A 25,328-nucleotide genomic window follows, 5' to 3' on the forward strand; every position below is an offset into this window, starting at 1 on the left:
CATTACAGCCTCTGATTGAATCACAAAGTTGCCACGGTTGCTACGAATCAGTCCTTGCGGCTGCTGCGCAGGTTGTCGATGATCGACTCCAGTGCCCGGTCGAAGATCAGACCATCATCCAGCATGCTGATTTTCCCGAATTCCATGTCGGCGGCCAGTTCCTGACGCAGATACTCTGCCACCTTCGCGCCACTGCGATTCACAAAGATATATTTGCCAGTGGCCTTGATAAAGGCCGCAAGCTTACAGCGCACCCGGGTTTCGTCGCGGGTAAGTTCAATCCAGGAACCCACACGCAGGCTTTCGGCCTTTGACAGCCACTCTGGAGATACTGAAGCAGTCTGCGTTTCAGCGTCCGCCTGGGAGGCAGCCTCGCTGACCACAGAAACAGGCACTTCAGGCTCGGCCGGCGAGGGCGTTGCTTTGACAGCGTCTTCGGCCGCCGGCTCAGGGGGCTCGACGGGCTGCTCAGCAGCGGGCTCCGGAACGAGCAGATCCTCTGGTTCCGAAGGTGATTCCGGCCTGGACGGAGCCGTCACCAATCGCTGGAAAACATCCACATGGGCAAGTTCAAGGTCGCGAATCGCCGCATCGGTGGCAAACGGGTCCCAGGAAATATCCTGCAGTGCCTTGCGAAGGTCGTCCACAATGGCCGGTATTGCCCTCAGCAGATCTGACCTGGTGGTATCAGTGACCGGGCGCGGATCCACACTCCAGACCAACTGCTCGGTCAGGTTCCGGGCGTGCTGCCACCGGTCGCTTTCCTCGCCCTCCCGGAGGACAACCCATTGCAGGTACCGGGTCCAGGCTTCGCTCAGGAGGCCGGCAACCGGTTCGGGCACGTCCCGCTGCTCTGTCAGCTCCTTAACCAAGCCTTCCGCCGCCTGGGACGCCCGCTCCTGTCGAGCCCGCCCTTCTTCAGCATCCCGAAGACGTTGCTCGACGAGCTCACGACGTCGGCGATCGAGATCCATGAAGTGGCTGAAATCTTTCAGCAACTCCTCGAACAGGGAGACGTTGGTAGTGAACTCAGACAGAACCCGATCTACAACCGATTCGATTTTGTCCCGAAGCGGGTCTCTTTGCCCGGCCTTCTTCTCGGTCCAGCCAATGGCCGAGAGTGCCAGCTCGTTAAGCAGTTTTCGAACCGGGTGACCGCCCCGATTGAAAAAGTTCTTGTCACTCAGCGCCACTTTCAGCACCGGAATCTGCAGGCGCCCGATCAATGCTTTCATCACCGGATGCAGTTGGCGATCTTCCAGAATAAAGTCGAACAGCATGGAAACCAGATTGATCACGTCACTGTCGACCTGCCCAACGCTCAGGCTGTTGCCATCGCCGGAACGCAGGATGGGTTGAAGCTGCTCGCTCAGAGGTACAACGGTACCTTCACCCCATTGCCTGCTGCTCGACTGCGCTTCTGTCAACCGGGCCATGAGCCTGTCGGTATCAATGTAGCTTTCGCCGACCGGGGATCCGCCAGTGACAGCATTAGACTCACCGCGATGCAACAGCGCGCTGAGCTCCGAGAAAGTGGCCTGTGATTGAGACATACCCTGACTCTCGCTGGCAGAATCCGCCTGACCGCTGGCACTGGTCGGCACTGAACTCTCTGCTGACCCACGCTGACCGGAGCGGGAGGGCACCTTGCCGGTGGGCGGTCGTTTCATGTCAGGCATTACGCCTTCACTGATCAAGGTGCGATTGGCTTCTTTGTAGAAATCACCGAGGGTATCGGCAAGCAGGCGATCAAACAGCTTCAGAACCACCAGCTTGGCCCGGATATCAATGTCGAGGTCTGCACAGGCCTCGGCAACACCGCCACAGATGATTTCAGGGCTCAGCGGCATTTGTGCGTCTTTCAGCTCGATGCCCGGCACCAGATGCCCGACCCGGACGGTAAGCAGACGGATCTGTTCGGTATAACGGTTCCGGAGTTTATTTATGAGATTGTCGACTGCCACCTGCTGCTCAAGCTGGGAATGATCAACGAGGCTGAGAGAGTCCTCGTCAACTTCATCCAGGGACCTGGCACTTTGCTGGGGCTGGAACCTTCCGATTTCATTGAAAGCCTGGCTGACGTACTGGAGGATCGAGACCACCATGGCCTTGCGACGAAGCCTGAGCTCCCGCATGGCATCAAAGTAGGCGGTCTGGTCGAGGTTGGAGCCGGCTCTGTCCGCGAGTTCAAACAGGGCATCATCGGCACGATCGAAAAAACTGGCAAGAACGGACTTGAGGGACTGACCCGATGCGTCACGCAGGCGCACGAGGGACGCAGGCAAAGAAAACCGGGCGGGCGGTTTCCGGCCTGAAAAGCTGACAACCTTGTTATCGTGCACCATCTCGCTGCTCCGCCTTGTATTACACAATTGCCTGTTTATTTCTCCACTTCACATGATACGAGCTGCCCACGTCAGGTTGTGTCAGAATTTGTCACCTTTTGTGTAGACCTGACGTGCATCACAGTTTAGCAGCCCAGCCCCAAGAGTTTGGCGATTCACCGGCGGCGCTTTAGAATTGACAGCCTGAAACGCCGTCAACCCACTGCACCGGACTTTTTGCCCTATGATTGCCCCTGAACTCCTCCGCCAGGCCAGAATTGAAAATGTTGCCCAGAGTCTGCGGGAGGACATCGGCGATGGCGACATTACGGCCAGACTGATACCAGCCGACAAACAGGCAACAGGGCGGGCAATTACGCGGGAAACCGCCACCATCGCGGGCAGGGAGTGGGTGGACGAGGTTTTCCGACAGGTGGATCCGGCCGTTGAGCTGAACTGGCAGGTGGCCGATGGAGAGACCGTGTCACCGGATCAGGTGTTGTTTACCATGCAGGGTTCGGCACGAAGCCTGCTGAGCTCCGAACGCGCGGCTCTGAACTGGCTCCAGTCCCTGTCTGGCGTTGCGACCGCCTGCGCGGGCTATGCCGCCCGGGTTGCACACACCGGTGTTCGACTGCTGGATACCCGTAAAACCCTGCCCGGTCTGCGCCTGGCCCAGAAATACGCTGTAACCTGTGGCGGCTGCTTCAATCACCGGATCGGGCTGTGGGATGCCTTCCTGATCAAGGAAAATCACATTGCCGCCTGCGGCTCCATTGCCCAAGCTATTGAAGCCGCCCACCGGATTGCGCCGGGCAAACCGGTGGAGGTGGAAACCGAGAACCTTGACGAGCTGGAACAAGCCCTTCGAGCGGGTGCAGACATCATCATGCTGGATGAGTTCTCACTTGAAGACATGCGGACCGCGGTCGCTACCACTGGTGGCAAAGCAAAGCTGGAGGCATCCGGGGGAATCAATGCCGACACCCTGGTGCCGATCGCCGAAACCGGCGTGGACTTCATCTCGATTGGCGCGCTGACCAAGGATTTAAAGGCTGTCGACCTGTCAATGAGACTGGACTGATCACTCCCCGCTAAGCAGGCGATCGATCACCTCCAGCTCCCGAACCAGCCTGCTACCGGACTCCGGTCGCCCCCGGAAATGCTCTTCGGCCATCGGCGCTATGCCGGAGGCCGAGGGCAACGGGTGGTCGTTTTCGATAATGATCTTCATTCTTTCCACAAAGACAAATTGCAGCCACTGGGTAAATTCCAGCGTATCGATGCAAAAGGGCTGCGCACTCTGGAACGCCTCGTCCGGTGGCGGCTCTGACTCCCAGAGCCCCAGCTGCCGCAACTCCATCTCAATGTTCAGAAGGCAGTCCGCAACCTGCCCGACCGGGTTACCGGATTCGGTCATATCAGTCTCGCTTCAATCGTTAAGCGGCTCAAGCTCCACGGTTTCGCCATGCAGAACCCGGAACAGGTCCTCGTACTGGCGCGTCAGCGGGTGCTTGGGTGCCATGTGAATCAGGGGCTGCCGGCTCTGGTGGGACTCTTTCATCTTCACGGAACTTGAGAGACGCACAGGCAGAACCGGCAAGCCCTCCTCGGTAAGCTCCCTGACCAGCTGCTTGGGCAGGCTGGCCCGCGGCTGGAACTGGTTGGCAACAATCCCTTCGACAACAAGATCCTCGTTGTGATCTTCCTGCAGATCACGAATCTCGTTGAGGATGTTGTACAGCGCCTGACGGGAAAAATCGTCACAGTCGAAGGGTATCAGGCAGCGCTGGGCTGCAATCAGGGCAGACCGGGTATAGAAATTGAGCGCCGGCGCGGTATCGATGTAGATCGCATCGAAGGATTCACCCAGTTTTTTCAGGGCTTCCCTCAGCTTGTATATCTTGTGCTTGGCCTCCAGCTTGCGCTCGAGAAAATCCAGCTCCGGGCTGGAGGGCATCACAAACAGGTTCTTGAACGGTGAGGCATGGACAAATTCGTCCGGACGGCGATTGAACACGGTAAAGGCCACCGTCTGCTCCAGCATATCCGCAACGGTGTCCTTGAGCTCGCTGGCAGGCTTGCCCAGCAGATAATGGGTGGAGTTTCCCTGCGGATCAAGATCCACGACCAGGGTGCGCTTTCCACGAGCGGCGCTGATAGCTGCGAGATTGCACGTGATACTGGACTTGCCGACACCGCCTTTCTGGTTGAATACCACCCGTCTCATATTGCCTCTCCCTTGATGAATCCGTTATCGATTTCTGCCCTGCGATGAACCCATTCCAACTCACCACCCCATCACTGTCTTCACAAACGGAATAGTAAGCCGCCGCTGTGCCTGAAGTGAATTTTCATCCAGTATATCCAGAATCCCCAGCAAATCACCGAGCCTTCGGGGCGCCCGGCGCATTATATAGCTGGCCACATCATCCGCCATCACCAGGCCACGTTTCTCGGCACGGGCCCTGAGAATGGTCAGGCGATCCTCATCCCGGTAAATACCCAACTGGATGATCAGCCCGTGACTGAATCTGGAGACCAGATCCGGCAACTCAAAGGGCAAACTGGCCGGCAAATCGGCCAGACTCACCAGCAAGAGGCCGCCTCGATCGAGAATCCGGTTATAGAGATGAAAAATGGCCTCTTCCCAGACCCGCTGGCCTGCGATGCGGTCGACATCGTCAAGACAGACGATCTCATGGGTCTCAAGCCCCGACAAGGCATCGGGACCAAAAGGCTCTAGCTCTGCGATGCTGATACACACCGCTGCCCTGCCCTGCTTTTCGCCCAGGTGGCACACTGCCTGTAGAAGATGGCTCTTGCCGGTATCGGCATCACCGCACAGAACAACGACAGGCATATCATCAGGTTGCTGACAAACGCTTTCAAGACGCTGGGCTGCGCTCGTGTTCCGGTCGCCATGGAAATTGTCGAATCGGGCGTCGTCACGCAGCTTGACCCCGAGCACCAACTGGGATGCGGTCATGGCCGGGTAGCCCTCCAGGCCCGCAAGCCCCACACAAACAGGTAATGCGCCCCGCTGAACACGGTGGAAACAGCCACCAGGATAATGCCGGCATCCACCACCCAGGGCTGCATCGGCAGGTCCGCCAGAAGCACGATGATGGCCAGGGCTACAAGAATCTGGATAAACGTATTGATCTTGCCGGGAATGCTGGGCTCCATATCGTATCGACCAACCTTGTAGTGGTAGGCCAGAGCGCCGACCACAATCAGCAGATCACGCCCCAACACCAGCAGAAACAGCCACACGGGCAGAACCTCGGTGAGAGTAAGCATCAGGTACGCGGTGATCAACAAGGCCTTGTCGGCGAGAGGATCTGCAATTGCACCAAGCCTGGAACGCCAATTGAAATGGCGGGCAAGGAAGCCGTCAACCGCGTCTGTGCCGGCGGCCAGAAAGAATATCAGCAACGCCCGGCGATAATCTCCGATCAGTAACGCTCCCGCGAAGGGAGCGATCAGAAGAATGCGCAGGAACGTCAGGGCATTGGGAATCCAGCGCCAGCGGTGCAAATTCAAAAGACTCCCTCCGGTTACACCTTATTCGCCGCCATCGCTCCCGATGACAGAAGACGGTTGCCAACGATAATACAGAACCTGGTACAGGGATTCGAACGCTTCCCTGGCATCTTCCTCATCGACGGGCACCGGCTGATAGGTAAACAGGGCAGTCTCTTCAGACGCCTCCGCAGAGGTTTGCTGATCCGGGCCAGCCGGCTGCGATACCTCGCTCTCGAGCGCCTCTTGCGGGTTCGACCCAGACGACGCCACCTGGTCCTCTGCTGTGCGGGCGGTAACCGGAGGTTCTGCCGGAACGTCGGCCTCCATTGGAACGAAGCGCGGATCCAGGGCGATGTACTCCCGCAGCTGGTCCAGCTCACCGGAGAAAGCCACCCGCAGGGTCAGTTGCTCGTCCCGTACCCGATGGGCACCAACGCTAACCACGGGGGTCAGTCCTTCCAGCACCTTATTGGCGCCGGCATAGTCTTCAAGCGACGTAACGCCACGCAGCACAATGTCCACCTGGGGCGAATCGCCCACTTCCGACGCAGCAACCGCGTATCGGCTGGCGTACAGCTCGGCCCAGCGATTAATCATGGCCTCTGCCAATGCTTCCGGAGTCTGTGCGGTTACTGACTCTTCGCCAGCATTCATGGCCATACCATCGAAGACCCAGCCGGCACGCCATTGCCCGCCAGCACGGCTGACCCGCACCAAAGCGAGCACATCATGGTCCAGATTCCCGGATGCAGACTTCACCCGGCCAATAAACTGCCCCCAGATATCCGACAACAACTCCCGGTCTGCGGCGAAATCCGCCGGGGGCAGCGCCACGGGCAAGCCACGCTTTCTGGCCGCCTCATCGAACGCAGCCCTCCAGGCTCCTGCGTCTTCCTGACCAGAGCCGGCCCCGGGCCGTGTTACGAGTGTTCTCGAGCCACGATCCTCGGCAGCAATCCAGGCCAGTGTGAGCGGTCTGTTGGCACCCCACACCGGCGCATCAATTGCAGCCAGCGCGCGATTCACGCCAACCGCTCCGAAGGACATGCTCAGAACACTCTGGCCGGACTCGCCACGGGCAACCTGATAGGAAAGAAGTAACGACTCGGCATCGGACAGCAGGGCTTCAACGCCCTCCATCGCCAGTACGTCTCGGGTACCGGAAACCCTTACCATTACCTGGCTCAGCCCGTCTGCATATCCCTGGGCGAGTTGACCCGACGAGGACCCTTCCACCGGTACTTTGGCTGAATAAAGACCGGAAACGGTCACTGCGGTTGCCTGGGCGGAAAACCCAGACAGCAGAACGGTGAACAACGCAACTACCCACGTCCCGGATAAAGACCTGTGTGCCGGCTTTTGCCCTGATACTGACATGAAACACCCTGCAATTCGCATGAATGGCGCATAGGATACACCATGCCCCAGGGTGTGAGTAGCGGCCCCGGATTTCGGAAAAGCAATATACATTTGGAGCGCCACACCGCACCTGTTAAAATCCGCCGCCTGACCCACTGGCCAACGGTTAAGTACACCATGAGCGAACAGAAGCCCTCCCTGACCTACCGCGATGCTGGCGTAGATATTGATGCCGGCAATGAACTCGTCAGCCGAATCAAGGACACCGCCGCGCGCACCCGCCGCCCCGAGGTTCTTGGCGGTCTCGGCGGCTTCGGCGCCATGGTCTCCATCCCCGCCGGATATAACGAACCGGTTCTGGTTTCCGGCACCGACGGAGTGGGCACAAAGCTCAGACTGGCCATGCAACTGGACAAGCACGACAGCATCGGCATCGACCTGGTCGCCATGTGCGTGAACGATCTGGTTGTCGGCGGCGCTGAACCGCTTTTCTTCCTCGACTACTACGCGACCGGCAAGCTGAACGTAGACGTTGCCACTCAGGTGGTTGCCGGAATCGGCGAGGGCTGCGAGCAGGCTGGCTGTGCGCTGGTCGGCGGTGAAACCGCTGAAATGCCGGGCATGTACGAAGGCGACGACTACGATCTGGCTGGCTTCTGCGTAGGCGTTGCCGAACGCAGCGAGATTATTGACGGCGGCCGCGTCCAGGCCGGAGACGTGCTGATTGCCCTGGGCTCTTCCGGCCCTCACTCCAACGGCTACTCCCTGATCCGGAAAATTCTGGAAGTCAGCAACGCTGACCTCGAGCAGCCAATCGGCGATACCACCCTGGCCAACGCCTTGATGGCACCGACTCGAATCTACGTAAAGAATCTTCTGCAGCTGATTCGCGAAGTCGACGTTCGTGCCCTCTCCCACATCACTGGTGGTGGCCTGCCGGAAAATATTCCCAGGGTGCTGCCGAACGGCACCATCGCTGCCATCGATACCAACAGCTGGTCATTGCCCCCGGTATTCCAGTGGCTCAAGGACAACGGCGGCGTTGCCAGTGAAGAGATGTACCGCACCTTTAACTGTGGTATCGGCATGATTGTCTGCGTGCCTGCCAACCAGAAGGAGCTGGCCCTGGATACCCTGAAAGCACTGGGCGAACATGCCTGGCAGGTAGGCCTGATCGAACGTGCCGATGACGAACAGGCAGATGCCTGCGTTCGCTATGCACCGGGGCTGCTGTCGGCATGAAGGCAGATCAGACCCCGTTACCGAAAATCCTGGTGCTCGCATCCGGAAGCGGCACCAACCTTCAGGCACTGATTGACGCCAGCCGGGAGCGGGATTTTCCCGGGCAGATCATTGCCGTTGGCTGCAACCAGCCCGGCGCGTTTGCCCTTGAGCGCGCGGCCCAGGCAAATATCGAGACCTTTGTGGTAAACCACAAGAATTTCGAATCCCGGGATGAGTTTGATGCCTCCCTGATGGCGGAAATCCTCCGATACAATCCGGATCTGATTGTCCTGGCAGGCTTCATGCGCATTCTGACCACGGATTTTGTTCGGGCATTCCGGGGTAAGATGCTGAACATTCACCCGTCCCTGTTGCCGAAGTACACCGGGCTGAATACTCACCGTCGTGCACTGGAAGCGGGCGATACCGTACATGGCGTTTCCATCCACTTCGTTACCGAAGAGCTGGATGGTGGCCCCGTGATTGCCCAAGCAGAAGTGGCGATTGTTTCCGATGACACGCCAGAAAGCCTCGCGGAGAAGGTGCAGGCCAAGGAACACATCCTCTACCCCATTGTTGTGCGCTGGTTCTGTGAGGGCCGGATTCAACTGGGTAGCGATTATGTGTTGTTCGACGGCGAACCCTTGAACGCTCCGATGCGCTTGCCGGACAACTGAGGCATCGCCTGAACGAATTGTCATCCCCGCATCCTGCCCGAGCAGCTACACTGTCGCCATTGATGACGGTAATTGTTCGGGTTTAACAAGATGCTTTCACGACGTCTCATCAGATTTGGTTGCGCCGCACTGCTGGCCTGTCTCGGCATTCTCGCCGGACCGGTCACACTGCATGCCGAGACCGAAGCGGACCTGACCCCCTTCGAGGCCAGCTATACCGCAGCCATGGAGAAGGGTCTCTCTCTCAATGGCACCGCAAAACGCACACTCTCCTCCCAGGGCAACGATGTCTGGCTGTACCGCACGGATGTCGACTCCTTCATTGTCAGCATCGATGAATCGCTGGTATTCCGCTGGGAGGACGGGCACGTCATACCCATGCGATACCGATACCGCTTATCCGGTTTCCTGATCAGCGACCGCAAGAACTCTATCGACTTCGACTGGTCCGCAGGCGTCGCAACCGGGGAATACAAGGGAAAGCCCTTCGAACTGGCGCTGGAAGAAGGCCTCCTGGATCCGCTGGGCTACCAGCTTCAGCTGCACCAGGACATCAAGAATGGCAAGCGGGAAATGACCTATCGGGTGCTCGACGGTAATTCTATCGACACCGATCGCTTCGCGGTGATCAATGGCGAGAATATGAGCACCGGCAACAAACAGAGCGCCACCCTGAAGGCGGAGAAGGTTCGCGAGGATTCCAAGCGCCAGACGCTGATGTGGTTCTCGCCGGAGCAGAATTTCCTGCTAGTCCGCCTCAGGCAGGTTGAGCCGGACGGCAGCACCTACGAATTGAAACTCAAGGAAGCAGAGTTCGAGCGCTAGACCTCACGCCCGGCCTCGCGCCACACGGCCTTGACCTCATCGGCAATGATCCGGAGGCCCTCGGCAACCCGATCGTCGTCCTGGGAGTAGGTCACGCGCAGACACTCATGCCGGTGCCTCCAGCCATCTTCCGGTAATCCGGGAAAGAAATAGTGTCCGGAAACGACCAGAACCCCTCGGCTCTTCAACCGCTGATACAGCTCAAGGCTGCAGATCGGCAGATCCGGGAACCAGAGCCACAGGAACATGGCGCCCTCGGGCTTGTGCACATACCAGCGGCAGCTGTCCTCTCCCATGGCCTCCCGGAACGCGGATACCGCCCGTTCCATCTTCGCCTTGTAGAACGGGCAAACCACATCCCTGCTCAGGGACAATATTTCGCCGGAACGAACCAGAGGCTCGGCCAGCATGGCGCCAAAACTGCCCGTGGCCAGGTTCATAATGGCATTAATGCCTGACAACGCCTTGATCACCGGCTCGGCGGCAATCACGATTCCGGTCCGCGCTGCCGGCAAACCAAGCTTCGAGAGGCTCAGGCAGAGGATGATCTGGTCGTTCCAGGTGGGTGTTGCATCAACGAACAGCAAGCTCGGAAATGGTGTGCCATACGCGCCATCGACGATCAGTGGTATGTCGTGTTGGCGGGCGAGCTCTTCAAGCCGGGCAAGCTCTTCGTCAGTAACGACGTTACCGGTCGGATTGGTGGGACGTGACACACAGATAGCGCCGGTCTCACCGGTAACCTCTACGGCATCAAAATCCACCCGGTATTTGAACTCGTGGGCGTCGGTGAACGAGATGTCCGGCTGCACCGCATGGAACAGGCCCGGTTCAATGCCAGCGTCAGCGTAGCCGATGTACTCGGGCGCAAGCGGCAAAAGAATATGCTTGCGGTTACCGTCGCCGTAGTCTCCGCCAAACATGTTGAACAACATGAAGAAGGCCGCCTGGCTGCCGTTGGTCAGGGCGATATTCTCAGGTTTCAGGCCCCAGCCATATTCGCGGTTGAGCAGCTCGGCGAGCGAGGCGATAAACTGCTTTTCCCCCTGAGGCGGATCGTAGATGCCGACCAGACGGCGAACATCGCCCTCGTTACGACTCATATCCGCGAGAATTTCCTGTACTCTCTGCTGGATCTCGGGAATATGCCCGGGATTTCCCCCGCCCATCATGATCATGTCGTCGCCGGATGCCATGGCGTTACCCAGGTCATCCATGAGGGACGTGATACCGGCATCGGCGGTGAACTTGCGACCAAAAGCAGAGAGTTTCATGGGATAAAATCCATCTGACCTATTCTGAATACAACGGGTAATACCGAAAGTGTAGCTTGCTCGCTCCCCAACGTTTATTCGGTGAGCGAAATGCCAAGGTTACTGACGCCCTCGTTGGCTGCATCCTCCCGGAGACGGGCCACGAACTGATCGGTTGGCGTGCGTTGGCGCTTCAGCTCCAGGATCAGGTCCCGCTGGAAGGTTTTGTCTTCTTTCATCAACGGGTGATGATCAAGCAGACGGACGAGCTCGTCTTCCTCGAGGTCTTCCCCTTCGGACAGCTCAATAAAGTTCATCACGGTTCCGGTCGCCATCTGTGACGCATCGGTAGCGCGGTGTTTGGAGGGGTTCAGGCGGTTCAGCAGCGCCTGCTCCAGTAGCTGACAGAAGTCGAAGGCCGGGTAAACACCGTAGGCGTCGTAGGCGTCCACGTCCGGCGACAGGGTTTCCAGTTTGGCGAGCAACTGCGGGATCGCCGATTCGGAGACGTCTTTTTGGAGCAAGTCCCAGCCAAGATCGAGAAGCTGGCGCATTTTGGCACCGGTCTTCAGGCCCATGGCATCGGCAAACAGGGCGTAGTTCGGGAATGAGCGCTCAGCCAGAGCGAGCAGGAAGGCGCATTCGCGCCATCCCTGCAGTTGTGAAACGGCTTTCAGGAACTGGTTGGCGTTCATGTCCTGGGCAGGGTCACGCCGGTCTGGCCAAGATATTTGCCACCCCGGTCTTTGTAGCTGGTTTCACAGATCTCGTCGGATTCAAAGAAGAGCATCTGGGCGACGCCTTCGTTGGCGTAGATCTTCGCCGGCAGGTTGGTGGTGTTAGAGAATTCCAGCGTAACCTGGCCTTCCCATTCTGGTTCCAGCGGGGTGACGTTGACGATGATGCCGCAACGCGCATAGGTGGACTTGCCCAGGCAGATGGTCAGGACGCTTCGTGGAATGCGGAAGTATTCAACGGTGCGGGCCAGTGCAAAGGAGTTCGGCGGGATGATGCAGACGTCGCCGGTGTAGTTGACGAAGCTGTTTTCGTCGAAGTTCTTCGGGTCCACGGTGGCGGAGTGGACGTTGGTGAAGATTTTGAATTCGTTGCTGCAGCGTACGTCGTAGCCGTAGCTGGAGGTGCCGTAGGAGATCACGCGGCCTTTTTCGGTTTCACGAACCTGTCCGCTTTCGAACGGTTCGATCATGCCGTGTTGTTCGGACATCCGGCGAATCCACTTGTCGGATTTGATGCTCATTGGCGAAGTCTCGTATCCACTGGGAAAATTGGGGCGTAGTTTACCTTTTCCCTTGGGGTCTGTCGAAGGCTGTCGAGTCTTTACTTCTGGGGGCTGCGGCTGGGTGCTCGGACCTCAGAATTGGCGGGCTGCGCTCATAGGAGCAGCCTTCCAAAAACCGCTACGAGCACATCCATGTGCGCTTGGCGAAGGCCATCCATGGCCTTCGACATTTTTGGAAGGCTGCCCCTAAGACCGCGAACTAACATCGGAGTGAAACGCCGCAAACCTTGAGACGTTGTCAGTGCTCCGTCACTGAAACGCTTGAGATCGAACCGGAAAGGTTCCGCTCCCGAGTGGACAGTTCAGCCCCTACCCTTCTCGCGATATCGCGGTAACGGCGGGCCACTTCGGAGTCCGGTTCGGCGATTACCGAGGGGGTGCCGCCGTCGGTCTGTTCGCGGATGGTCATGTGCAGGGGCAGTTGGCCGAGGAGTGTGGTGTCGTATTCCTGGGCAATGCGCTCACCGCCGCCGTGGCCGAAGAGGGGCTCTTCGTGGCCGCAGTTGCTGCAGATATGGACGCTCATGTTTTCGACCACGCCAAGCACCGGGATATCGACTTTGCGGAACATTTCGATGCCTTTCTTGCCGTCCAGCAAGGCAATGTCCTGGGGTGTGGTGACGATGACGGCGCCGGTTACCGGGACTTTCTGGGCCAGGGTGAGCTGGATGTCTCCGGTGCCGGGGGGCATGTCGACGATGAGGTAGTCGAGTTCGTTCCAGAGGGTCTGCTGGAGCAGTTGCATCACGGCGCCGCTGACCATGGGGCCGCGCCAGACCATGGGGGTTTTCTCGGTAACGACAAAAGCCATGGAGTTGGCCTGGAGGCCGTGGGCGTCCATGGGGACGAAGTATTTGTTTTCGCGGGTGTCCGGGCGTTTGCCTTCGGGCACGCCGAGCATCATGCCGATGCTGGGGCCGTAGATGTCGGCGTCCAGGATGCCGACCCGTGCGCCTTCGGCCTGGAGTGCGAGGGCCAGGTTGACGGCAGTGGTGGATTTACCGACGCCACCCTTGCCCGACGCGACAGCGATGATGTTTTTCACGCCGGGTACTGCGGGCAGGTCTTTCTGGACTTTGTAGGAGTGGATTTTCTGGCCCACGTGGACGTCCACATTTTCGACACCGGCGACGTCTTCCAGAGCATTACCGACAAGCTGCTTGAGGGCACCTGCAATGCCTTTCGAGGGGTATGGCAGCTCGACCATGAGGGTGACGTTTCCGCGCTCGTCGGCGTTCAGGGATTTTACGGCACCCAGTTGGTAGAGGTCCTTGTTGAGGTAAGGATCACGGTACTCGCGAACCGCTGATTGCAGGGCCTGCTCAGAAATCTGTGTCATCGGGTTCTCCGGAATAAGCTCATGCTCGATTTTAAGCACGGAAACAGGTGATTCGGGTGAAAATTATCTGCTCGGAAGGTATCATCTGTGCCCGTTTCTGACCATATGGGGTCTTTACCTGGGGCAATCAATCAAGACAGCCACCAGTTCCCCGTTTTGTCTTTCCAACCCGTGTCAACATAAGGTTCGGACATCACCATGACGCAAGCGAGCAAACAACAGCGCGATATTCTGGTTACCAGCGCCCTGCCGTACGCCAACGGCCCTATTCATCTGGGGCACCTGCTGGAATACATTCAGACCGACATCTGGGTGCGTTATCAGAAGATGCGTGGCCAGAATTGTTACTACGTTTGCGCCGATGATGCCCATGGCACTGCCATCATGCTTCGTGCCGAGCGGGAAGGCATTACCTCCGAGCAGTTGATCGACCGGATCCGCGAGGAGCATCAGGAGGACTTCGCCGGGTTCCACATCCGGTTCGACAACTATTACACCACCCATTCCGAAGAGAACCGTTATTTCTCGGAATATATTTACCGTCAGCTTCAGGAAAACGGGCACATTGCCACGCGCAAGATTACCCAGTCCTACGACCCTGAAAAGAACATGTTCCTGGCGGACCGGTTCATCAAGGGCACCTGCCCCAAGTGCAAAACCGAGGACCAGTACGGGGATAACTGCGAGGCCTGTGGCGCAACCTACACGCCGGCCGAGCTGATCAATCCGCGCTCGGCGGTTTCCGGCGCCACACCGATCGAGAAAGAGTCCGAGCACTATTTCTTCAAGCTGCCGGATTTCCAGGACTTCCTCGCCAAGTGGACCCGCAGCGGCACGCTGCAACCCCAGGTGGCCAACAAGCTGGCGGAATGGCTGGACGCAGGCCTTCAGGAGTGGGACATCAGCCGTGATGCGCCCTACTTCGGTTTCGAGATTCCGGACGCGCCCGGGAAATACTTCTACGTGTGGCTGGATGCGCCGATCGGCTACCTTGCCAGCTTCAAGAACCTTTGCAACCGGGAAGGCATCGATTTCGAGCACTTCTGGAAGGCCGATTCCACCGCCGAGGTCTACCACTTCATCGGCAAGGACATCATCAACTTCCACGCGCTGTTCTGGCCGTCCATGCTGCACGATGCGGGCTTCCGCACACCAACCGCAGTCTGGGCTCACGGCTTTGTCACCGTTAACGGGAAGAAAATGTCCAAGTCCCGCGGCACGTTCATCATGGCGCGCACTTACCTGGATCACCTGAACCCCGAATACCTGCGCTACTACTTCGCTGCCAAGCTGACCGGCAGCGTGGATGACATGGACCTGAATCTGGAAGACTTCGCTGCCCGGGTGAACTCGGATCTGGTGGGCAAGGTCGTCAACATTGCCAGCCGCAGCGCTGGCTTTATCACCAAGCGCTTCGACGGCCAGCTCGGCCAGGTTACCGAGCATGCCAAACTGAAGGAATTCATAGAGGCTGGGAAGGAAATCGAGGAATTCTACGAAACCCGCGAATTCGGCCGCGCGATGCGCCGGATCATGGAGCTCGCCGACATTGCCAACCAGTATGTTAACGACGAGCAGCCGTGGGTGATCGCCAAGCAGGAAGGCCAGGACGAGAATCTTCAGGCCATCTGCACCAACGCCATCAACATGTTCCATCTTCTGATGACCTATCTGGCACCGGTGCTGCCGGAGACCGCCAAGGCCTCCGAGGCTTTCCTGAATGCACCGCTGGACTGGAACAATCGGAGCGAACGCCTGGAGAACCACGGCATCAACAAGTTCAAGCCTTTGATGAACCGCGTGGATATGGCCCAGATCGAGAAAATGCTGGATTCCTCCAAGGAGGAGTTGCCCGCAGCGACCGGAAAACCAGCACCCGCTGCCAATCTTGAACCCATCGCCGATGAAATAGAATTTGGCGATTTCGCGAAAGTGGATCTTCGGGTCGTTAAAATTGTCAAGGCAGAGCATGTGGAAGGTGCCGACAAGCTTCTTCGCCTCACCCTTGACATAGGGCATGGCGAGCGCAACGTGTTTGCTGGTATCAAGTCAGCCTACAAGCCGGAAGATCTCGAGGGACGCCTGACCGTCATGGTCGCCAACCTCAAGCCGCGGAAGATGAAGTTCGGAGTGTCCGAGGGTATGGTTCTGGCGGCCGGCCCGGGAGGCAAGGACATCTTTATCCTGTCTCCGGATTCGGGCGCCACGCCCGGCATGCGGATTATGTAAGGGCGACCGGGCTGAGCGCTGACAGGTGCCAATGGAGCAAGGTAAATGACCGAATATCTGCTGATTCTGGTCAGCACCATTCTGGTGAACAATTTTGTACTGGTTCAGTTCCTGGGCCTGTGCCCCTTTATGGGCGTATCCGGAAAACTGGAGACGGCCATGGGGATGTCCCTGGCCACCACGTTCGTTCTGACCCTGGCTTCGGTGTGCAGTTACCTTGCCTATACCTACCTGCTCGAGCCGCTGGACCTCGCGTTCCTCAGAACCATCACCTTTATCCTTGTGATTGCCGTGGTGGTTCAGTTCACCGAGATGGTGGTGCGCAAAACCAGCCCGTTGCTTTACCGGGTATTGGGCATCTTCCTTCCGTTGATCACCACGAATTGCGCGGTGCTGGGCGTCGCCCTGCTTAACATCAACAAGAACAACAACTTCGTTGAGTCCGTGTTGTATGGATTTGGTGCAGCAGCGGGCTTCTCGATGGTTCTGGTGCTGTTCGCCGCCATGCGTGAGCGCATCGCCGTGTCCGATGTGCCGGTGGCCTTTCGCGGTGCTGCCATCGGGCTGGTGACAGCCGGGTTGATGGCCCTGGCTTTCCTGGGCTTTGGCGGCCTGGTCAGCGTTTGATCGGCCGGCGGGATTAGGAGTAACAGGTTATGTGGACAAGCGTTCTTGTTGCCGTTTTGGTGCTTCTGGCCCTGGCCGTTGTTTTCGGCGGCCTGCTCGGATTTGCGGCCGAACGGTTCAGGGTGGAGGGCAACCCGCTGGTGGATCAGATTGACGCCCTTCTTCCCCAGACCCAGTGTGGCCAGTGCGGCTATCCCGGTTGCCGGCCCTACGCCGAATCCATTGCCGAGGGGGGGCCGATCAACAAATGCCCGCCGGGCGGCGAGTCTACCATCAAGGCACTGGCAGACCTGCTGGATGTGGAACCGGAACCCCTGGATGCCGAACACGGCGTTGAACAGGTCAAACGGGTTGCGGTGATTCGTGAGGACGAATGCATTGGTTGCACCAAGTGCATCCAGGCCTGCCCCGTTGACGCCATTCTTGGCGCCGCCAAGCACATGCACACGGTCATTGAGAGCGAATGCACCGGCTGCGATCTGTGTGTTGATCCCTGCCCGGTGGACTGCATCGACATGGTGACGGTGGAACCCGATATTCGTACCTGGACCTGGACACCGCCCAAGTCCGGACTCATTGCCACCGATCGCCAGGGAGCCAGTGCCTGATGACTCAACTCTGGGATTTCTCCGGCGGCATCCATCCTCCGGAACACAAAGACATCTCAACCGCGCGTCCGATTCGCGATGCCGGCATGCCTGCCCAGTTGGTTCTGCCACTTCAGCAGCACATCGGTGATCCGGCGGAGGCCATTGTTGAGGTCGGCGAGCGGGTCTTGAAGGGCCAGAAAATTGCCGACGTTAAAACCGGCATGGGCGTTCCCGTTCATGCACCGACATCCGGAGTGATCGAGAGCATCGCCGACTTCCCTGTCCCCCATCCCTCAGGTATGGCGGACCGGTGCATCACCCTGAAACCGGATGGCGAGGACCAATGGTGCCAGCGCAGTCCAGTGGCGGATTATCGTTCTCTGGAGCGCGACGAGGTTCTGCAAATTATCCGTGATGCCGGTATTTCCGGTATGGGTGGAGCCGGCTTTCCCACCAATATCAAACTCCGGCCACCAAGGGATCGCAAGGTCAGCACGCTCATTCTGAACGGCGCAGAATGCGAGCCCTATATCACCGCTGATGACATGACCATGCGGGAAAAGGCCGACGAGGTGGTTGCCGGGCTGAAAATCATGGCGTGGATTCTGCGCCCCGAGCGTTGCGTGATCGGTATTGAGGACAACAAACCCGAAGCCATTGCCGCGCTGCGAAAAGCCACCGAAGGCACCCAGACCGAAATTGCGGTTGTTCCCACCAAGTATCCCTCAGGTGGCGAGAAACAGCTGATCCAGATACTGACCGGCATGGAAGTGCCCAGCGGCGGAATTCCCGCTGATATCGGCGTGATGTGCCAGAACATCGGAACCGCCGTTGCCGTGGCAAATGCGGTCCTGGAGGGTACGCCGCTGATTTCCCGAATCGTTACCATCACGGGGGAAGCCGTTCGGGAACCGGGCAACTTCGAAACGCTTATTGGCACACCGATTGAGCATCTGCTCGGGCAGGCTGGTGTTAACCAGGATGCGGTCAGCCGCCTGGTGCTTGGCGGCCCCATGATGGGTTACACACTCACGACCGAAGCGGTACCGGTCATCAAGACCACCAACTGCGTGATTGCGGCAACGGCAGCTGAACTGCCGGCACCACCACCGGAACAACCCTGCATCCGGTGTGGCCAGTGCGCCGAAGCCTGCCCCATGGAGCTGTTGCCGCAGCAACTTTTCTGGCACGCCAAGGCCACCGAATTTGAAAAGGCGGAGCACCTGAACCTGTTTGACTGCATAGAATGTGGCGCCTGTTCCTATGTTTGCCCGAGTTCGATTCCGCTGGTTCAGTACTATCGGTTCGCCAAGGGTGAAATCCGTGCCCAACAGGCAGAACAGTTGAAAGCCGACCGGGCCCGGGAACGCTTCGAGGCACGCCAGGAACGCCTCGAGCGCGAGCAACAGGAGAAAGAACTGAGGCGCAAGGAGCGGGCGCAGGCCGCAGCCGAAGCAGCCGCGAAAAAACAGGCAGAGGCGGAGAAAGCGGCCGCCGAAGGTCAGGCTGTTGACGAACGTGCCGCCAAGTCGGCGCTTGTGGAGCAGGCCCTGGCCCGTAAGAAAGCAAAGGCACAAGCGTCCCAGTCGCCTGCCCCCAGTGCACCGCCGACCGAAGAAAAGCCCGACATCGAGGCCCTTGAGAAGCAGCTGGAGCAGGCCAGGTCCAAGCTGGAAACCATGCAAGGCATGCTTGATGACGCCAAAGCCCAGCAGGCAGACAACGTCGAGAAGCTGGAGAGGGCCGTGGCCAAGAATCACGATCGGGTGCAAAGAGCGGAAGAGGCGCTGTCTGAGGCCAGAGAAAAGCTGGCCGCCGGTCCGACTGAATCCCAGACAACCCACTAAACGAGATCAGGCAACACATCCATGGCATTTGTTCAGCAGTCATCGCCACACGCCCACAAGGCCCGGCCAACATCCCGCGTGATGTTATGGGTGCTTATTGCGGCCTTGCCTGGCCTGTTGGCCCAGACGCTATTCTTCGGCTGGGGCAACCTGATCAACGTGGTCTTCTGTATTGCCCTGGCGATCGCCTCTGAAGCTGCCCTGCTCAAGCTCAGAAAAAAGCCGGTTGCCTTCTTCATCAAAGACAATACCGCCGCCGTCACCGGCCTTCTGTTGGCTCTGTCGCTGCCCCAGTTTGCGCCCTGGTGGGTATCTGCGGTCGCAGTGATCTCGGCTATCGTTGTGGCCAAACAACTCTATGGCGGGCTGGGCTCAAATCCTTTCAACCCTGCCATGGTTGGTTACGCCCTGGTTCTGGTGTCTTTTCCGGTTGCGATGACAACGAACTGGGCAGAGCCCGCCATGCTCTGGGACGGTGCTCCGGGCTTTGGCGAGACCCTGGCAACCATAGCCTCCGGCCAGCAAACAGCGGTCGATGGCTGGACAATGGCAACGCCTCTTGACGAGTACAAACACAAGATCACCACCCACACAGCAACCGAGGTGCTGAACCACCCAACGTTTGGTGAGGGTATCGCCAGAGGCTGGGAATGGGTCAATGCGGCATTTCTGGCAGGAGGCCTTCTGCTCATCGCCCTGCGGATCATTACCTGGCACATTCCGACAGGATTTCTTGGTGGGATGATCGTAATGAGCCTGGCCTTTGGCAACAATGCCGACCTCTATGCACCACTATCCCTGCATCTGCTTGCAGGCGGGACCATGCTCGGCGCCTTTTTTATCGCTACCGACCCGGTGTCAGCAGCTACGAGCCACCAGGGGAAACTCATCTATGGAGCGGGAATTGGCATTCTGATCTACCTGATCCGCACCTGGGGCAATTATCCCGACGCCGTGGCGTTCAGCGTTCTGCTGATGAATTTTGCCGTTCCTTTCATTGATCATTACACACCTCCACGCACTTACGGCCACCACAAGGCCCGTCGGGGTGTACCGGGGAGCCAGGGGTAATCATGGCTGCAGTTGCACAGTCCATCCGCCGCAGCGCCATCGGGCTCGGCCTGTTCGCCGTGATCACCGGCGGCACCATTGCCGTAACCCAGGTGGCCACGGAAGAGCGAATTCGTGAACAGGCCGCCCGCGCAGAGGCCCAGGCCCTGTATGAAATCATTCCCGAAAGCCGGCACAACAACGACCTGCTCAGGGATACGGTACAGTTGCCTGCCAGTGAGCGCCTGGCACAGCCCGGCCCTCTGAACGTCTGGGTAGCTCGACAGAACGAGCAGCCCATTGGCATGATAATGCCCGTGGTAGCACCCGACGGGTATTCCGGCAAGATTCATCTCCTCGTGGGAGTGGACATGACGGGGACCATTCTCGGAGTGAGGGTAACCAGTCACAAGGAAACGCCGGGGCTGGGAGACCAGATTGAAACCCGCAAATCCGACTGGATCAAGAGTTTCGATGGCCGCTCGCTGGGCAAACCGCCGCATCGGGAATGGAACGTTAAAAAGAATGGTGGAGAATTCGATCAGTTCACAGGCGCAACGATCACGCCAAGGGCTGTAGTGAAAGCGGTTCAGAAAGCACTGATCTATTTTCGGGAAAACCGTCAGATTATCCGTGAGCGGCTCAACGAAGAGCCGTCACCGAGAGACAAGATCCTGAACCCTGAAGCGATTGCCGGCGAATCGTCCAATACGGAGCATTCCTGACCATGGCAACCAAATCATCGAGCGAAATCATCCGCGACGGGCTCTGGGACAACAACCCGGCCCTCGTCCAGGTGCTTGGGCTATGCCCGCTTCTGGCCGTGACCAGTACCGTTGTTAATGCCATCGGGCTGGGGCTGGCTACACTCATGGTGCTCATGGGGTCCAATCTTGCGGTGTCACTGATTCGCAATTTCGTAAGCGAGTCTGTGCGCCTGCCCGCATTCGTCATGATCATCGCTTCATTCGTAACCTGCGCCGAACTGCTCATGCAGGCCTTTACCTATGAGCTTTATCTGATTCTTGGCATCTTCATTCCACTGATCGTCACCAACTGCGCCATCCTCGGCCGGGCTGACGCTTTTGCTTCCAGAAATCCACCACTTCCGGCACTGCTGGATGGCGCCATGATGGGCCTTGGCTTTCTGGCGGTGCTGGTTGTCCTGGGCGGCCTTCGGGAACTCATCGGACAGGGCACCCTGTTTGTGGACATGCACCTGCTGCTGGGCCCCGTTGCTGCCGACTGGGTGATCCGCCCCTTCGACAACTACCCGGATATGCTGTTCATGATTCTTCCGCCCGGCGCCTTTATCGGGCTAGGACTGCTGATCGCGCTCAAAAATGGTATCGACAACCATCTGGAAGAGCGCCGCAAGGCACATGAACCAGCGCCTGTAGCAGCAGGCAGCAAGCGGGTCCGGGTTACCGGGAACGTATCCTGAGTCCGCACTTGCACAAGACTGAGAGCTGATGAACAAACAGAAACGCATTGAGATCTTCACCCGCCTCAGGGAGGCCAACCCCAACCCGACCACCGAGCTGAACTATTCCAGCCCGTTCGAGTTGCTGATTGCCGTTATTCTTTCGGCCCAGGCCACGGATGTGGGTGTCAACAAGGCTACCGACAAGCTTTTCCCGGTCGCCAACACACCTGAGGCCATCCTGGCCCTGGGAGTCGATGGCCTGAAGGAATACATCAAGACCATTGGCCTGTTTAACAGCAAGGCCGAGAACGTGATCAAGACCTGTCGAATCCTGATTGAGAAACACGGCGGCCAGGTGCCGGAGCGGCGGGAGGATCTGGAGGCGTTGCCCGGAGTCGGTCGCAAAACCGCAAACGTGGTCTTGAACACCGCTTTCGGCCACATGGCCATGGCAGTGGACACTCACATCTATCGCGTGTCGAACCGCACCGGCATTGCGCCCGGCAAGAACGTTCTGGAGGTGGAGAACCGGTTGATGCGCCTGGTGCCAAAGGAGTTCCTGCTGGACGCGCACCACTGGCTGATTCTGCACGGGCGCTATACCTGTACCGCCCGCAAACCGAAATGCGGCGCCTGTATCATTGAGGACCTGTGCGAGTTCAAGCAGAAACGGGATTATCTCTGAATCCGCGGCGTAAAAAAGCCGGCATCTTGCCGGCTTTTTGTTTCAGATGCCAAGCCGCGGTTAGCGCTGACCCAGCATTTTCTCCTTCAGATCCTTCTGAGCCGGCTTATCGGACAGCCAGATTCCGAACAGGGCCTTTTTAAAGGCCAGGTCGCCAACCGTGTCCTTTTGCTCGCCGTTCTTGAGGACCCGCACGCCTTCGCCCGGCAGGTACACCAGATCGAAAACGTCACCCTCGGTGATTTCTTCCTGGAAGACCGCCATAAACTGGTCCACATCCTCCTGGATAGAAGCCATATCGCCGTCGGTGGAGGCCTCGAAACCTTCCAGGGTGGCCTCTGTCATGCGTTCGCTGGTAATCATGCCGGAGATGATGTGCAGAGTGATGGCCTGGGGCTCATCTGCGTTAATCACGGCCTCACCATCGTCGATGGTCTCGGGAACGTACAGACCGCCGACATACAGGTCCATAAACCATTTGGAACGGGTACCTGCGCCATTAAGCGTGAGTTCGGTATCCATGGCGGAATAGGTATCCGGAACATCAACACCTTCCACGGTGAGGGCGGCGGCTGGAGCAGACAGCAGGGCCGTCAGCGTCAGAGACGCAAAACCGGTTGTAAGAGCCTTCTTCATAGTCCTTTCCTTTTCGATCGTTATTATTGACGTGTTTCATTCGTGCACCGGGTTTCGACACCCTTATCCCCGCCCGGTCACGGCATTCTATCAACGGCGCTGGCGGGCGGGACGCGCCCTGGTTCTCATTTGGAGCGATCCTGAAACACAAAAAAGCCGGCCAGGGATTCCCTGGCCGGCTTTGGATCGAAAGAAAAGAAAGACGTTACTTGAACAGCAGGTTTCCTGACAGGCCTTCCTTCTCCAGGATCTCCCGAAGACGACGAAGCGCCTCGACCTGGATCTGTCTTACTCGCTCACGGGTCAGACCAATCTCCTGGCCGACTTCCTCCAGCGTGCTCACCGGGTAGCCCCGCAGACCAAAACGGCGTGACAGAACTTCCTGCTGCTTGTCGCTAAGCTGGTCAATCCACTTCTCCAGGCAGGAACACATATTGTTGTCCTGCAAGAGATCCGCCGGATCCGAAGCCCCTTCATCCGCTACGGTATCCAGAAGCGACTTTTCGCCACCGGCACCAATGGGAGTGTCCATGGAAGCGACGCGCTCATTGAGACCCAACATCCGCTTAACGTCGGCCACGGGCTTATCGACCATTCTGGCGATTTCCTCCGCCGAGGGCTCATGATCCAGTTTCTGGGTCAGTTCCCGCGCTGCACGGAGATACAGATTGAGTTCCTTGACCACATGAATCGGCAGACGGATGGTGCGGGTCTGATTCATGATGGCCCGCTCAATGGTCTGGCGAATCCACCAGGTGGCGTAGGTGGAGAATCGGAAACCCCGCTCCGGATCAAACTTTTCCACCGCCCTGATCAGGCCAAGGTTGCCCTCTTCGATCAGGTCCAGCAGGGTCAGCCCGCGGTTCACGTAACGTCGTGCGATCTTCACCACAAGGCGAAGGTTGCTCTCGATCATCCGTTTGCGGCCGGACTCCTCTCCCTTGCGTGCCAGACGGGCAAAATAGACCTCTTCTTCCGGCGTAAGCAGGGGGGAAAAACCAATTTCGTTGAGATACAGCTGAGTGGCATCCAGCTGCTTTTGACTGGTGAAATAACGTCCCTGGGTGGGGATGTCCTCTTCTACTTCGGCCACTTCTTCGGTGGACTCTTTTTCAACTTTCTCTTCTGCTAACAATTGATCCTCGGCATCGTCCATGTCCGATACACGATCAATGATGATGTCTTCTTGCTCTGCTGACATTTGTCTTGCCCCGCCTCTCAATAATCCTGGATGTTCGCCCGATACTTCTTGTTATTGCGGACGTCTTTGTCTTCACGCTTTTTTCTTCAGGACATTTTGTTGGTCGGCCTGTCATGGCCTTTACCGTTCTTGTTTTTCTTGCGAACGCGGTGTTTTGTCAGTGCCAGGGTGTGCGATCAGGGCAGCCCTCTGACTGCGTCATTCATTAGCGCGGCGGCAGATAATGGACTGGGTCAACCGGATTGCCATTTTTGCGAATTTCAAAATGCAACATGGGTCGTTCAGCGCCACTGCTACCGAGCTCTGCGATCACCTGCCCGGCTTTCACATCCTCCCCTTCCTGCACCAGAATCTTCCGGTTATGAGCGTAAGCACTTAAATAGTGCTCGTTGTGATTCACGATAATCAGGTTGCCGTATCCAAGCAACCCGTTGCCGGCATAGACCACATTCCCGGTGGCCGCAGCTCTTACAGCATCCCCGGCTTGCCCGGCAATATCAATACCTTTATTGACTTTTCCGGATGTTGAATATCCAGCAATTAAAGTGCCAACGTGAGGCCAGCGCCATTCAATCCGGGCCACGGTCTGGGTCTGGGAAGCGAGCGGCGCGCCCTTGTTCGCTGCTCTCGTCACCGCAGGTTTGGGTGCCGTGGCGGCTGTCTGTTTTGGAGGCGAAGCACGACTCGCCGTTTTCGGCGGTTGCGATCCAGACGGCTTTTTGGCAGCTGTAGTCTGGCTGCCCGAGGTTACACTTCCGCGAAGATCCAGACGAATCACCTGACCTGCTTTGAGATTCCAGGGCGGGCCAATGCCATTGGCGTCGCCAAGCTCGCGGTAGTCCCGACCATACCGCCAGGCTATGCTGTAAAGGGTTTCACCGGGTTTGACGACGTGACGGCCCCAATAGACCGGGGGATTGTAAATGTCGTCCTGGTAGAGTGCCGGCGTGTTACAGCCGGAAAGTAGCAGCAGGGCCATGAGGGGCAGGAGTGCAAGGCGGCTGGCCAGCACCTTTTTCGCGGGGCGATCAGGCTCTGAGGCACCGGACGGGAACCGCGGGGACGCCGGTGAAACGGCATTGATGAGCCCACGCATGAATCTCACAGGAATAAAACTGACCCAGTTATGAAAAATCCGTATAACCGCTGTCGGTTGTCGAAGCAGTTTCTAAAGTTTTTATAGTAACTTGCTAATATATTGCACATTT

Annotated in this window: 25 protein-coding genes; 12 read left to right on the forward strand and 13 right to left on the reverse strand. The window is 58.1% G+C overall.

What is annotated here, in order from left to right:
* Positions 1–47: 47 nt before the first annotated feature.
* A complete protein-coding gene (locus tag BM035_RS11200; RefSeq protein WP_092031896.1) occupies positions 48–2,345 on the reverse strand; it encodes a DUF1631 domain-containing protein in 2,298 nt (765 codons plus the stop codon).
* A gap of 223 nt (positions 2,346–2,568) precedes the next feature.
* Here BM035_RS11200 and nadC point away from each other — a divergent pair, with 223 nt between their 5' ends.
* Positions 2,569–3,408, forward strand: a complete 840-nt coding sequence (gene nadC / locus BM035_RS11205) for a carboxylating nicotinate-nucleotide diphosphorylase (protein ID WP_092031899.1) — start codon at positions 2,569–2,571, stop codon at positions 3,406–3,408.
* Here the strand turns inward: nadC and BM035_RS11210 are convergent, their stop codons facing one another.
* From BM035_RS11210 to BM035_RS11230, 5 genes are read right to left on the reverse strand one after another with little or no spacing between them, the layout of a single operon-like run.
* A complete protein-coding gene (locus BM035_RS11210; protein ID WP_008172829.1) occupies positions 3,409–3,744 on the reverse strand; it encodes a YqcC family protein in 336 nt (111 codons plus the stop codon).
* A 12-nt stretch (positions 3,745–3,756) separates the two neighbouring features.
* Positions 3,757–4,554 (reverse strand): ParA family protein, encoded by a 798-nt coding sequence (locus tag BM035_RS11215; RefSeq protein ID WP_008172831.1) that lies wholly within the window; start codon positions 4,552–4,554, stop codon positions 3,757–3,759.
* A gap of 60 nt (positions 4,555–4,614) precedes the next feature.
* Positions 4,615–5,313 carry a DnaA regulatory inactivator Hda gene (gene hda, locus BM035_RS11220; protein ID WP_008172833.1) on the reverse strand — a complete coding sequence of 233 codons (699 nt, stop codon included), beginning with the start codon at positions 5,311–5,313 and terminating at the stop codon, positions 4,615–4,617.
* On the reverse strand, positions 5,310–5,870 hold the full coding sequence (locus BM035_RS11225) for a CDP-alcohol phosphatidyltransferase family protein (protein ID WP_175497385.1): 561 nt from the start codon (positions 5,868–5,870) through the stop codon (positions 5,310–5,312). The genes hda and BM035_RS11225 overlap by 4 nt, the downstream gene beginning before the upstream one ends.
* 21 nt (positions 5,871–5,891) lie before the next feature.
* Positions 5,892–7,169: a DUF2066 domain-containing protein gene (locus tag BM035_RS11230; protein WP_092031901.1), complete on the reverse strand. Its 1,278-nt coding sequence runs from the start codon at positions 7,167–7,169 to the stop codon at positions 5,892–5,894.
* 219 nt (positions 7,170–7,388) lie between these two features.
* Here BM035_RS11230 and purM point away from each other — a divergent pair, with 219 nt between their 5' ends.
* The 3 genes from purM (at position 7,389) to BM035_RS11245 (ending at position 9,937) form a co-directional block, all read left to right on the forward strand.
* Positions 7,389–8,453: a phosphoribosylformylglycinamidine cyclo-ligase gene (gene purM / locus BM035_RS11235; RefSeq protein WP_092031940.1), complete on the forward strand. Its 1,065-nt coding sequence runs from the start codon at positions 7,389–7,391 to the stop codon at positions 8,451–8,453.
* Positions 8,450–9,112 (forward strand): phosphoribosylglycinamide formyltransferase, encoded by a 663-nt coding sequence (gene purN, locus BM035_RS11240; protein WP_014576731.1) that lies wholly within the window; start codon positions 8,450–8,452, stop codon positions 9,110–9,112. The genes purM and purN overlap by 4 nt, the downstream gene beginning before the upstream one ends.
* A gap of 90 nt (positions 9,113–9,202) precedes the next feature.
* Entirely contained in the window at positions 9,203–9,937 is a 735-nt protein-coding gene (locus BM035_RS11245) for a DUF3108 domain-containing protein (RefSeq protein ID WP_008172842.1), read from the forward strand.
* On the opposite strand, the gene BM035_RS11250 is transcribed toward BM035_RS11245, so the two are convergent.
* From BM035_RS11250 to apbC, 4 genes are all read right to left on the reverse strand, one after another.
* Positions 9,934–11,211 (reverse strand): valine--pyruvate transaminase, encoded by a 1,278-nt coding sequence (locus BM035_RS11250; protein ID WP_053114916.1) that lies wholly within the window; start codon positions 11,209–11,211, stop codon positions 9,934–9,936. The two genes, BM035_RS11245 and BM035_RS11250, sit on opposite strands and share 4 nt — an antisense overlap.
* Before the next feature lie 74 nt (positions 11,212–11,285).
* On the reverse strand, positions 11,286–11,885 hold the full coding sequence (locus tag BM035_RS11255) for a YjaG family protein (protein WP_008172846.1): 600 nt from the start codon (positions 11,883–11,885) through the stop codon (positions 11,286–11,288).
* Positions 11,882–12,448 (reverse strand): dCTP deaminase, encoded by a 567-nt coding sequence (dcd, locus tag BM035_RS11260; protein WP_008172848.1) that lies wholly within the window; start codon positions 12,446–12,448, stop codon positions 11,882–11,884. The genes BM035_RS11255 and dcd overlap by 4 nt, the downstream gene beginning before the upstream one ends.
* Positions 12,449–12,728: 280 nt before the next feature.
* A complete protein-coding gene (gene apbC, locus BM035_RS11265; protein WP_053114915.1) occupies positions 12,729–13,829 on the reverse strand; it encodes an iron-sulfur cluster carrier protein ApbC in 1,101 nt (366 codons plus the stop codon).
* A 198-nt stretch (positions 13,830–14,027) separates the two neighbouring features.
* Between apbC and metG the strand changes: the two genes are divergently transcribed.
* Genes metG through nth form a run of 8 tightly spaced genes read left to right on the forward strand, consistent with a single transcriptional unit; the run spans position 14,028 to position 22,283 of the window.
* On the forward strand, positions 14,028–16,058 hold the full coding sequence (gene metG, locus BM035_RS11270) for a methionine--tRNA ligase (protein WP_092031904.1): 2,031 nt from the start codon (positions 14,028–14,030) through the stop codon (positions 16,056–16,058).
* Positions 16,059–16,103: 45 nt separating this feature from the next.
* The gene (gene rsxA / locus BM035_RS11275) at positions 16,104–16,685 is read left to right on the forward strand and encodes an electron transport complex subunit RsxA (RefSeq protein ID WP_014576726.1); all 582 of its coding nucleotides are present in this window, start codon (positions 16,104–16,106) and stop codon (positions 16,683–16,685) included.
* 29 nt (positions 16,686–16,714) lie between these two features.
* Positions 16,715–17,293, forward strand: coding sequence for an electron transport complex subunit RsxB (rsxB, locus tag BM035_RS11280; RefSeq protein WP_092031906.1), 579 nt, complete (start codon positions 16,715–16,717; stop codon positions 17,291–17,293).
* Positions 17,293–19,122, forward strand: a complete 1,830-nt coding sequence (rsxC, locus tag BM035_RS11285; protein WP_008172859.1) for an electron transport complex subunit RsxC — start codon at positions 17,293–17,295, stop codon at positions 19,120–19,122. Before rsxB ends, rsxC begins: the two co-directional genes overlap by 1 nt.
* Before the next feature lie 21 nt (positions 19,123–19,143).
* Complete coding sequence (gene rsxD / locus BM035_RS11290; RefSeq protein ID WP_008172861.1) at positions 19,144–20,193, forward strand: electron transport complex subunit RsxD; 1,050 nt, start codon at positions 19,144–19,146, stop codon at positions 20,191–20,193.
* A gap of 2 nt (positions 20,194–20,195) precedes the next feature.
* Complete coding sequence (gene rsxG / locus BM035_RS11295) at positions 20,196–20,897, forward strand: electron transport complex subunit RsxG (RefSeq protein ID WP_014576722.1); 702 nt, start codon at positions 20,196–20,198, stop codon at positions 20,895–20,897.
* Positions 20,898–20,899: 2 nt separating this feature from the next.
* Complete coding sequence (locus BM035_RS11300) at positions 20,900–21,616, forward strand: electron transport complex subunit E (RefSeq protein ID WP_008172865.1); 717 nt, start codon at positions 20,900–20,902, stop codon at positions 21,614–21,616.
* Positions 21,617–21,644: 28 nt separating this feature from the next.
* Entirely contained in the window at positions 21,645–22,283 is a 639-nt protein-coding gene (nth, locus tag BM035_RS11305) for an endonuclease III (protein WP_008172868.1), read from the forward strand.
* Between the two features lie 60 nt (positions 22,284–22,343).
* Here nth and BM035_RS11310 read toward each other — a convergent pair whose 3' ends face one another.
* The 3 genes from BM035_RS11310 to BM035_RS11320 form a co-directional block, all read right to left on the reverse strand.
* On the reverse strand, positions 22,344–22,919 hold the full coding sequence (locus BM035_RS11310) for a chalcone isomerase family protein (RefSeq protein WP_014576720.1): 576 nt from the start codon (positions 22,917–22,919) through the stop codon (positions 22,344–22,346).
* Between the two features lie 205 nt (positions 22,920–23,124).
* Positions 23,125–24,120 (reverse strand): RNA polymerase sigma factor RpoS, encoded by a 996-nt coding sequence (rpoS, locus tag BM035_RS11315; protein WP_053114911.1) that lies wholly within the window; start codon positions 24,118–24,120, stop codon positions 23,125–23,127.
* A 205-nt stretch (positions 24,121–24,325) separates the two neighbouring features.
* Positions 24,326–25,216 carry a peptidoglycan DD-metalloendopeptidase family protein gene (locus BM035_RS11320; RefSeq protein ID WP_092031909.1) on the reverse strand — a complete coding sequence of 297 codons (891 nt, stop codon included), beginning with the start codon at positions 25,214–25,216 and terminating at the stop codon, positions 24,326–24,328.
* Positions 25,217–25,328: the final 112 nt, after the last annotated feature.

The organism is Marinobacter sp. DSM 26671, assembly GCF_900112835.1.
GTDB lineage: Bacteria > Pseudomonadota > Gammaproteobacteria > Pseudomonadales > Oleiphilaceae > Marinobacter > Marinobacter flavimaris.

Coding starts and splice junctions, on each gene's coding strand:
- BM035_RS11200 (WP_092031896.1), bottom strand. CDS start 2,345: ATGGTGCACGATAACAAGGTTGTCAGCTTTTCAGGCCGGAAACCGCCC.
- nadC (WP_092031899.1), top strand. CDS start 2,569: ATGATTGCCCCTGAACTCCTCCGCCAGGCCAGAATTGAAAATGTTGCC.
- BM035_RS11210 (WP_008172829.1), bottom strand. CDS start 3,744: ATGACCGAATCCGGTAACCCGGTCGGGCAGGTTGCGGACTGCCTTCTG.
- BM035_RS11215 (WP_008172831.1), bottom strand. CDS start 4,554: ATGAGACGGGTGGTATTCAACCAGAAAGGCGGTGTCGGCAAGTCCAGT.
- hda (WP_008172833.1), bottom strand. CDS start 5,313: ATGACCGCATCCCAGTTGGTGCTCGGGGTCAAGCTGCGTGACGACGCC.
- purM (WP_092031940.1), top strand. CDS start 7,389: ATGAGCGAACAGAAGCCCTCCCTGACCTACCGCGATGCTGGCGTAGAT.
- purN (WP_014576731.1), top strand. CDS start 8,450: ATGAAGGCAGATCAGACCCCGTTACCGAAAATCCTGGTGCTCGCATCC.
- BM035_RS11245 (WP_008172842.1), top strand. CDS start 9,203: ATGCTTTCACGACGTCTCATCAGATTTGGTTGCGCCGCACTGCTGGCC.
- BM035_RS11250 (WP_053114916.1), bottom strand. CDS start 11,211: ATGAAACTCTCTGCTTTTGGTCGCAAGTTCACCGCCGATGCCGGTATC.
- BM035_RS11255 (WP_008172846.1), bottom strand. CDS start 11,885: ATGAACGCCAACCAGTTCCTGAAAGCCGTTTCACAACTGCAGGGATGG.
- dcd (WP_008172848.1), bottom strand. CDS start 12,448: ATGAGCATCAAATCCGACAAGTGGATTCGCCGGATGTCCGAACAACAC.
- apbC (WP_053114915.1), bottom strand. CDS start 13,829: ATGACACAGATTTCTGAGCAGGCCCTGCAATCAGCGGTTCGCGAGTAC.
- metG (WP_092031904.1), top strand. CDS start 14,028: ATGACGCAAGCGAGCAAACAACAGCGCGATATTCTGGTTACCAGCGCC.
- rsxA (WP_014576726.1), top strand. CDS start 16,104: ATGACCGAATATCTGCTGATTCTGGTCAGCACCATTCTGGTGAACAAT.
- rsxB (WP_092031906.1), top strand. CDS start 16,715: ATGTGGACAAGCGTTCTTGTTGCCGTTTTGGTGCTTCTGGCCCTGGCC.
- rsxC (WP_008172859.1), top strand. CDS start 17,293: ATGACTCAACTCTGGGATTTCTCCGGCGGCATCCATCCTCCGGAACAC.
- rsxD (WP_008172861.1), top strand. CDS start 19,144: ATGGCATTTGTTCAGCAGTCATCGCCACACGCCCACAAGGCCCGGCCA.
- rsxG (WP_014576722.1), top strand. CDS start 20,196: ATGGCTGCAGTTGCACAGTCCATCCGCCGCAGCGCCATCGGGCTCGGC.
- BM035_RS11300 (WP_008172865.1), top strand. CDS start 20,900: ATGGCAACCAAATCATCGAGCGAAATCATCCGCGACGGGCTCTGGGAC.
- nth (WP_008172868.1), top strand. CDS start 21,645: ATGAACAAACAGAAACGCATTGAGATCTTCACCCGCCTCAGGGAGGCC.
- BM035_RS11310 (WP_014576720.1), bottom strand. CDS start 22,919: ATGAAGAAGGCTCTTACAACCGGTTTTGCGTCTCTGACGCTGACGGCC.
- rpoS (WP_053114911.1), bottom strand. CDS start 24,120: ATGTCAGCAGAGCAAGAAGACATCATCATTGATCGTGTATCGGACATG.
- BM035_RS11320 (WP_092031909.1), bottom strand. CDS start 25,216: ATGCGTGGGCTCATCAATGCCGTTTCACCGGCGTCCCCGCGGTTCCCG.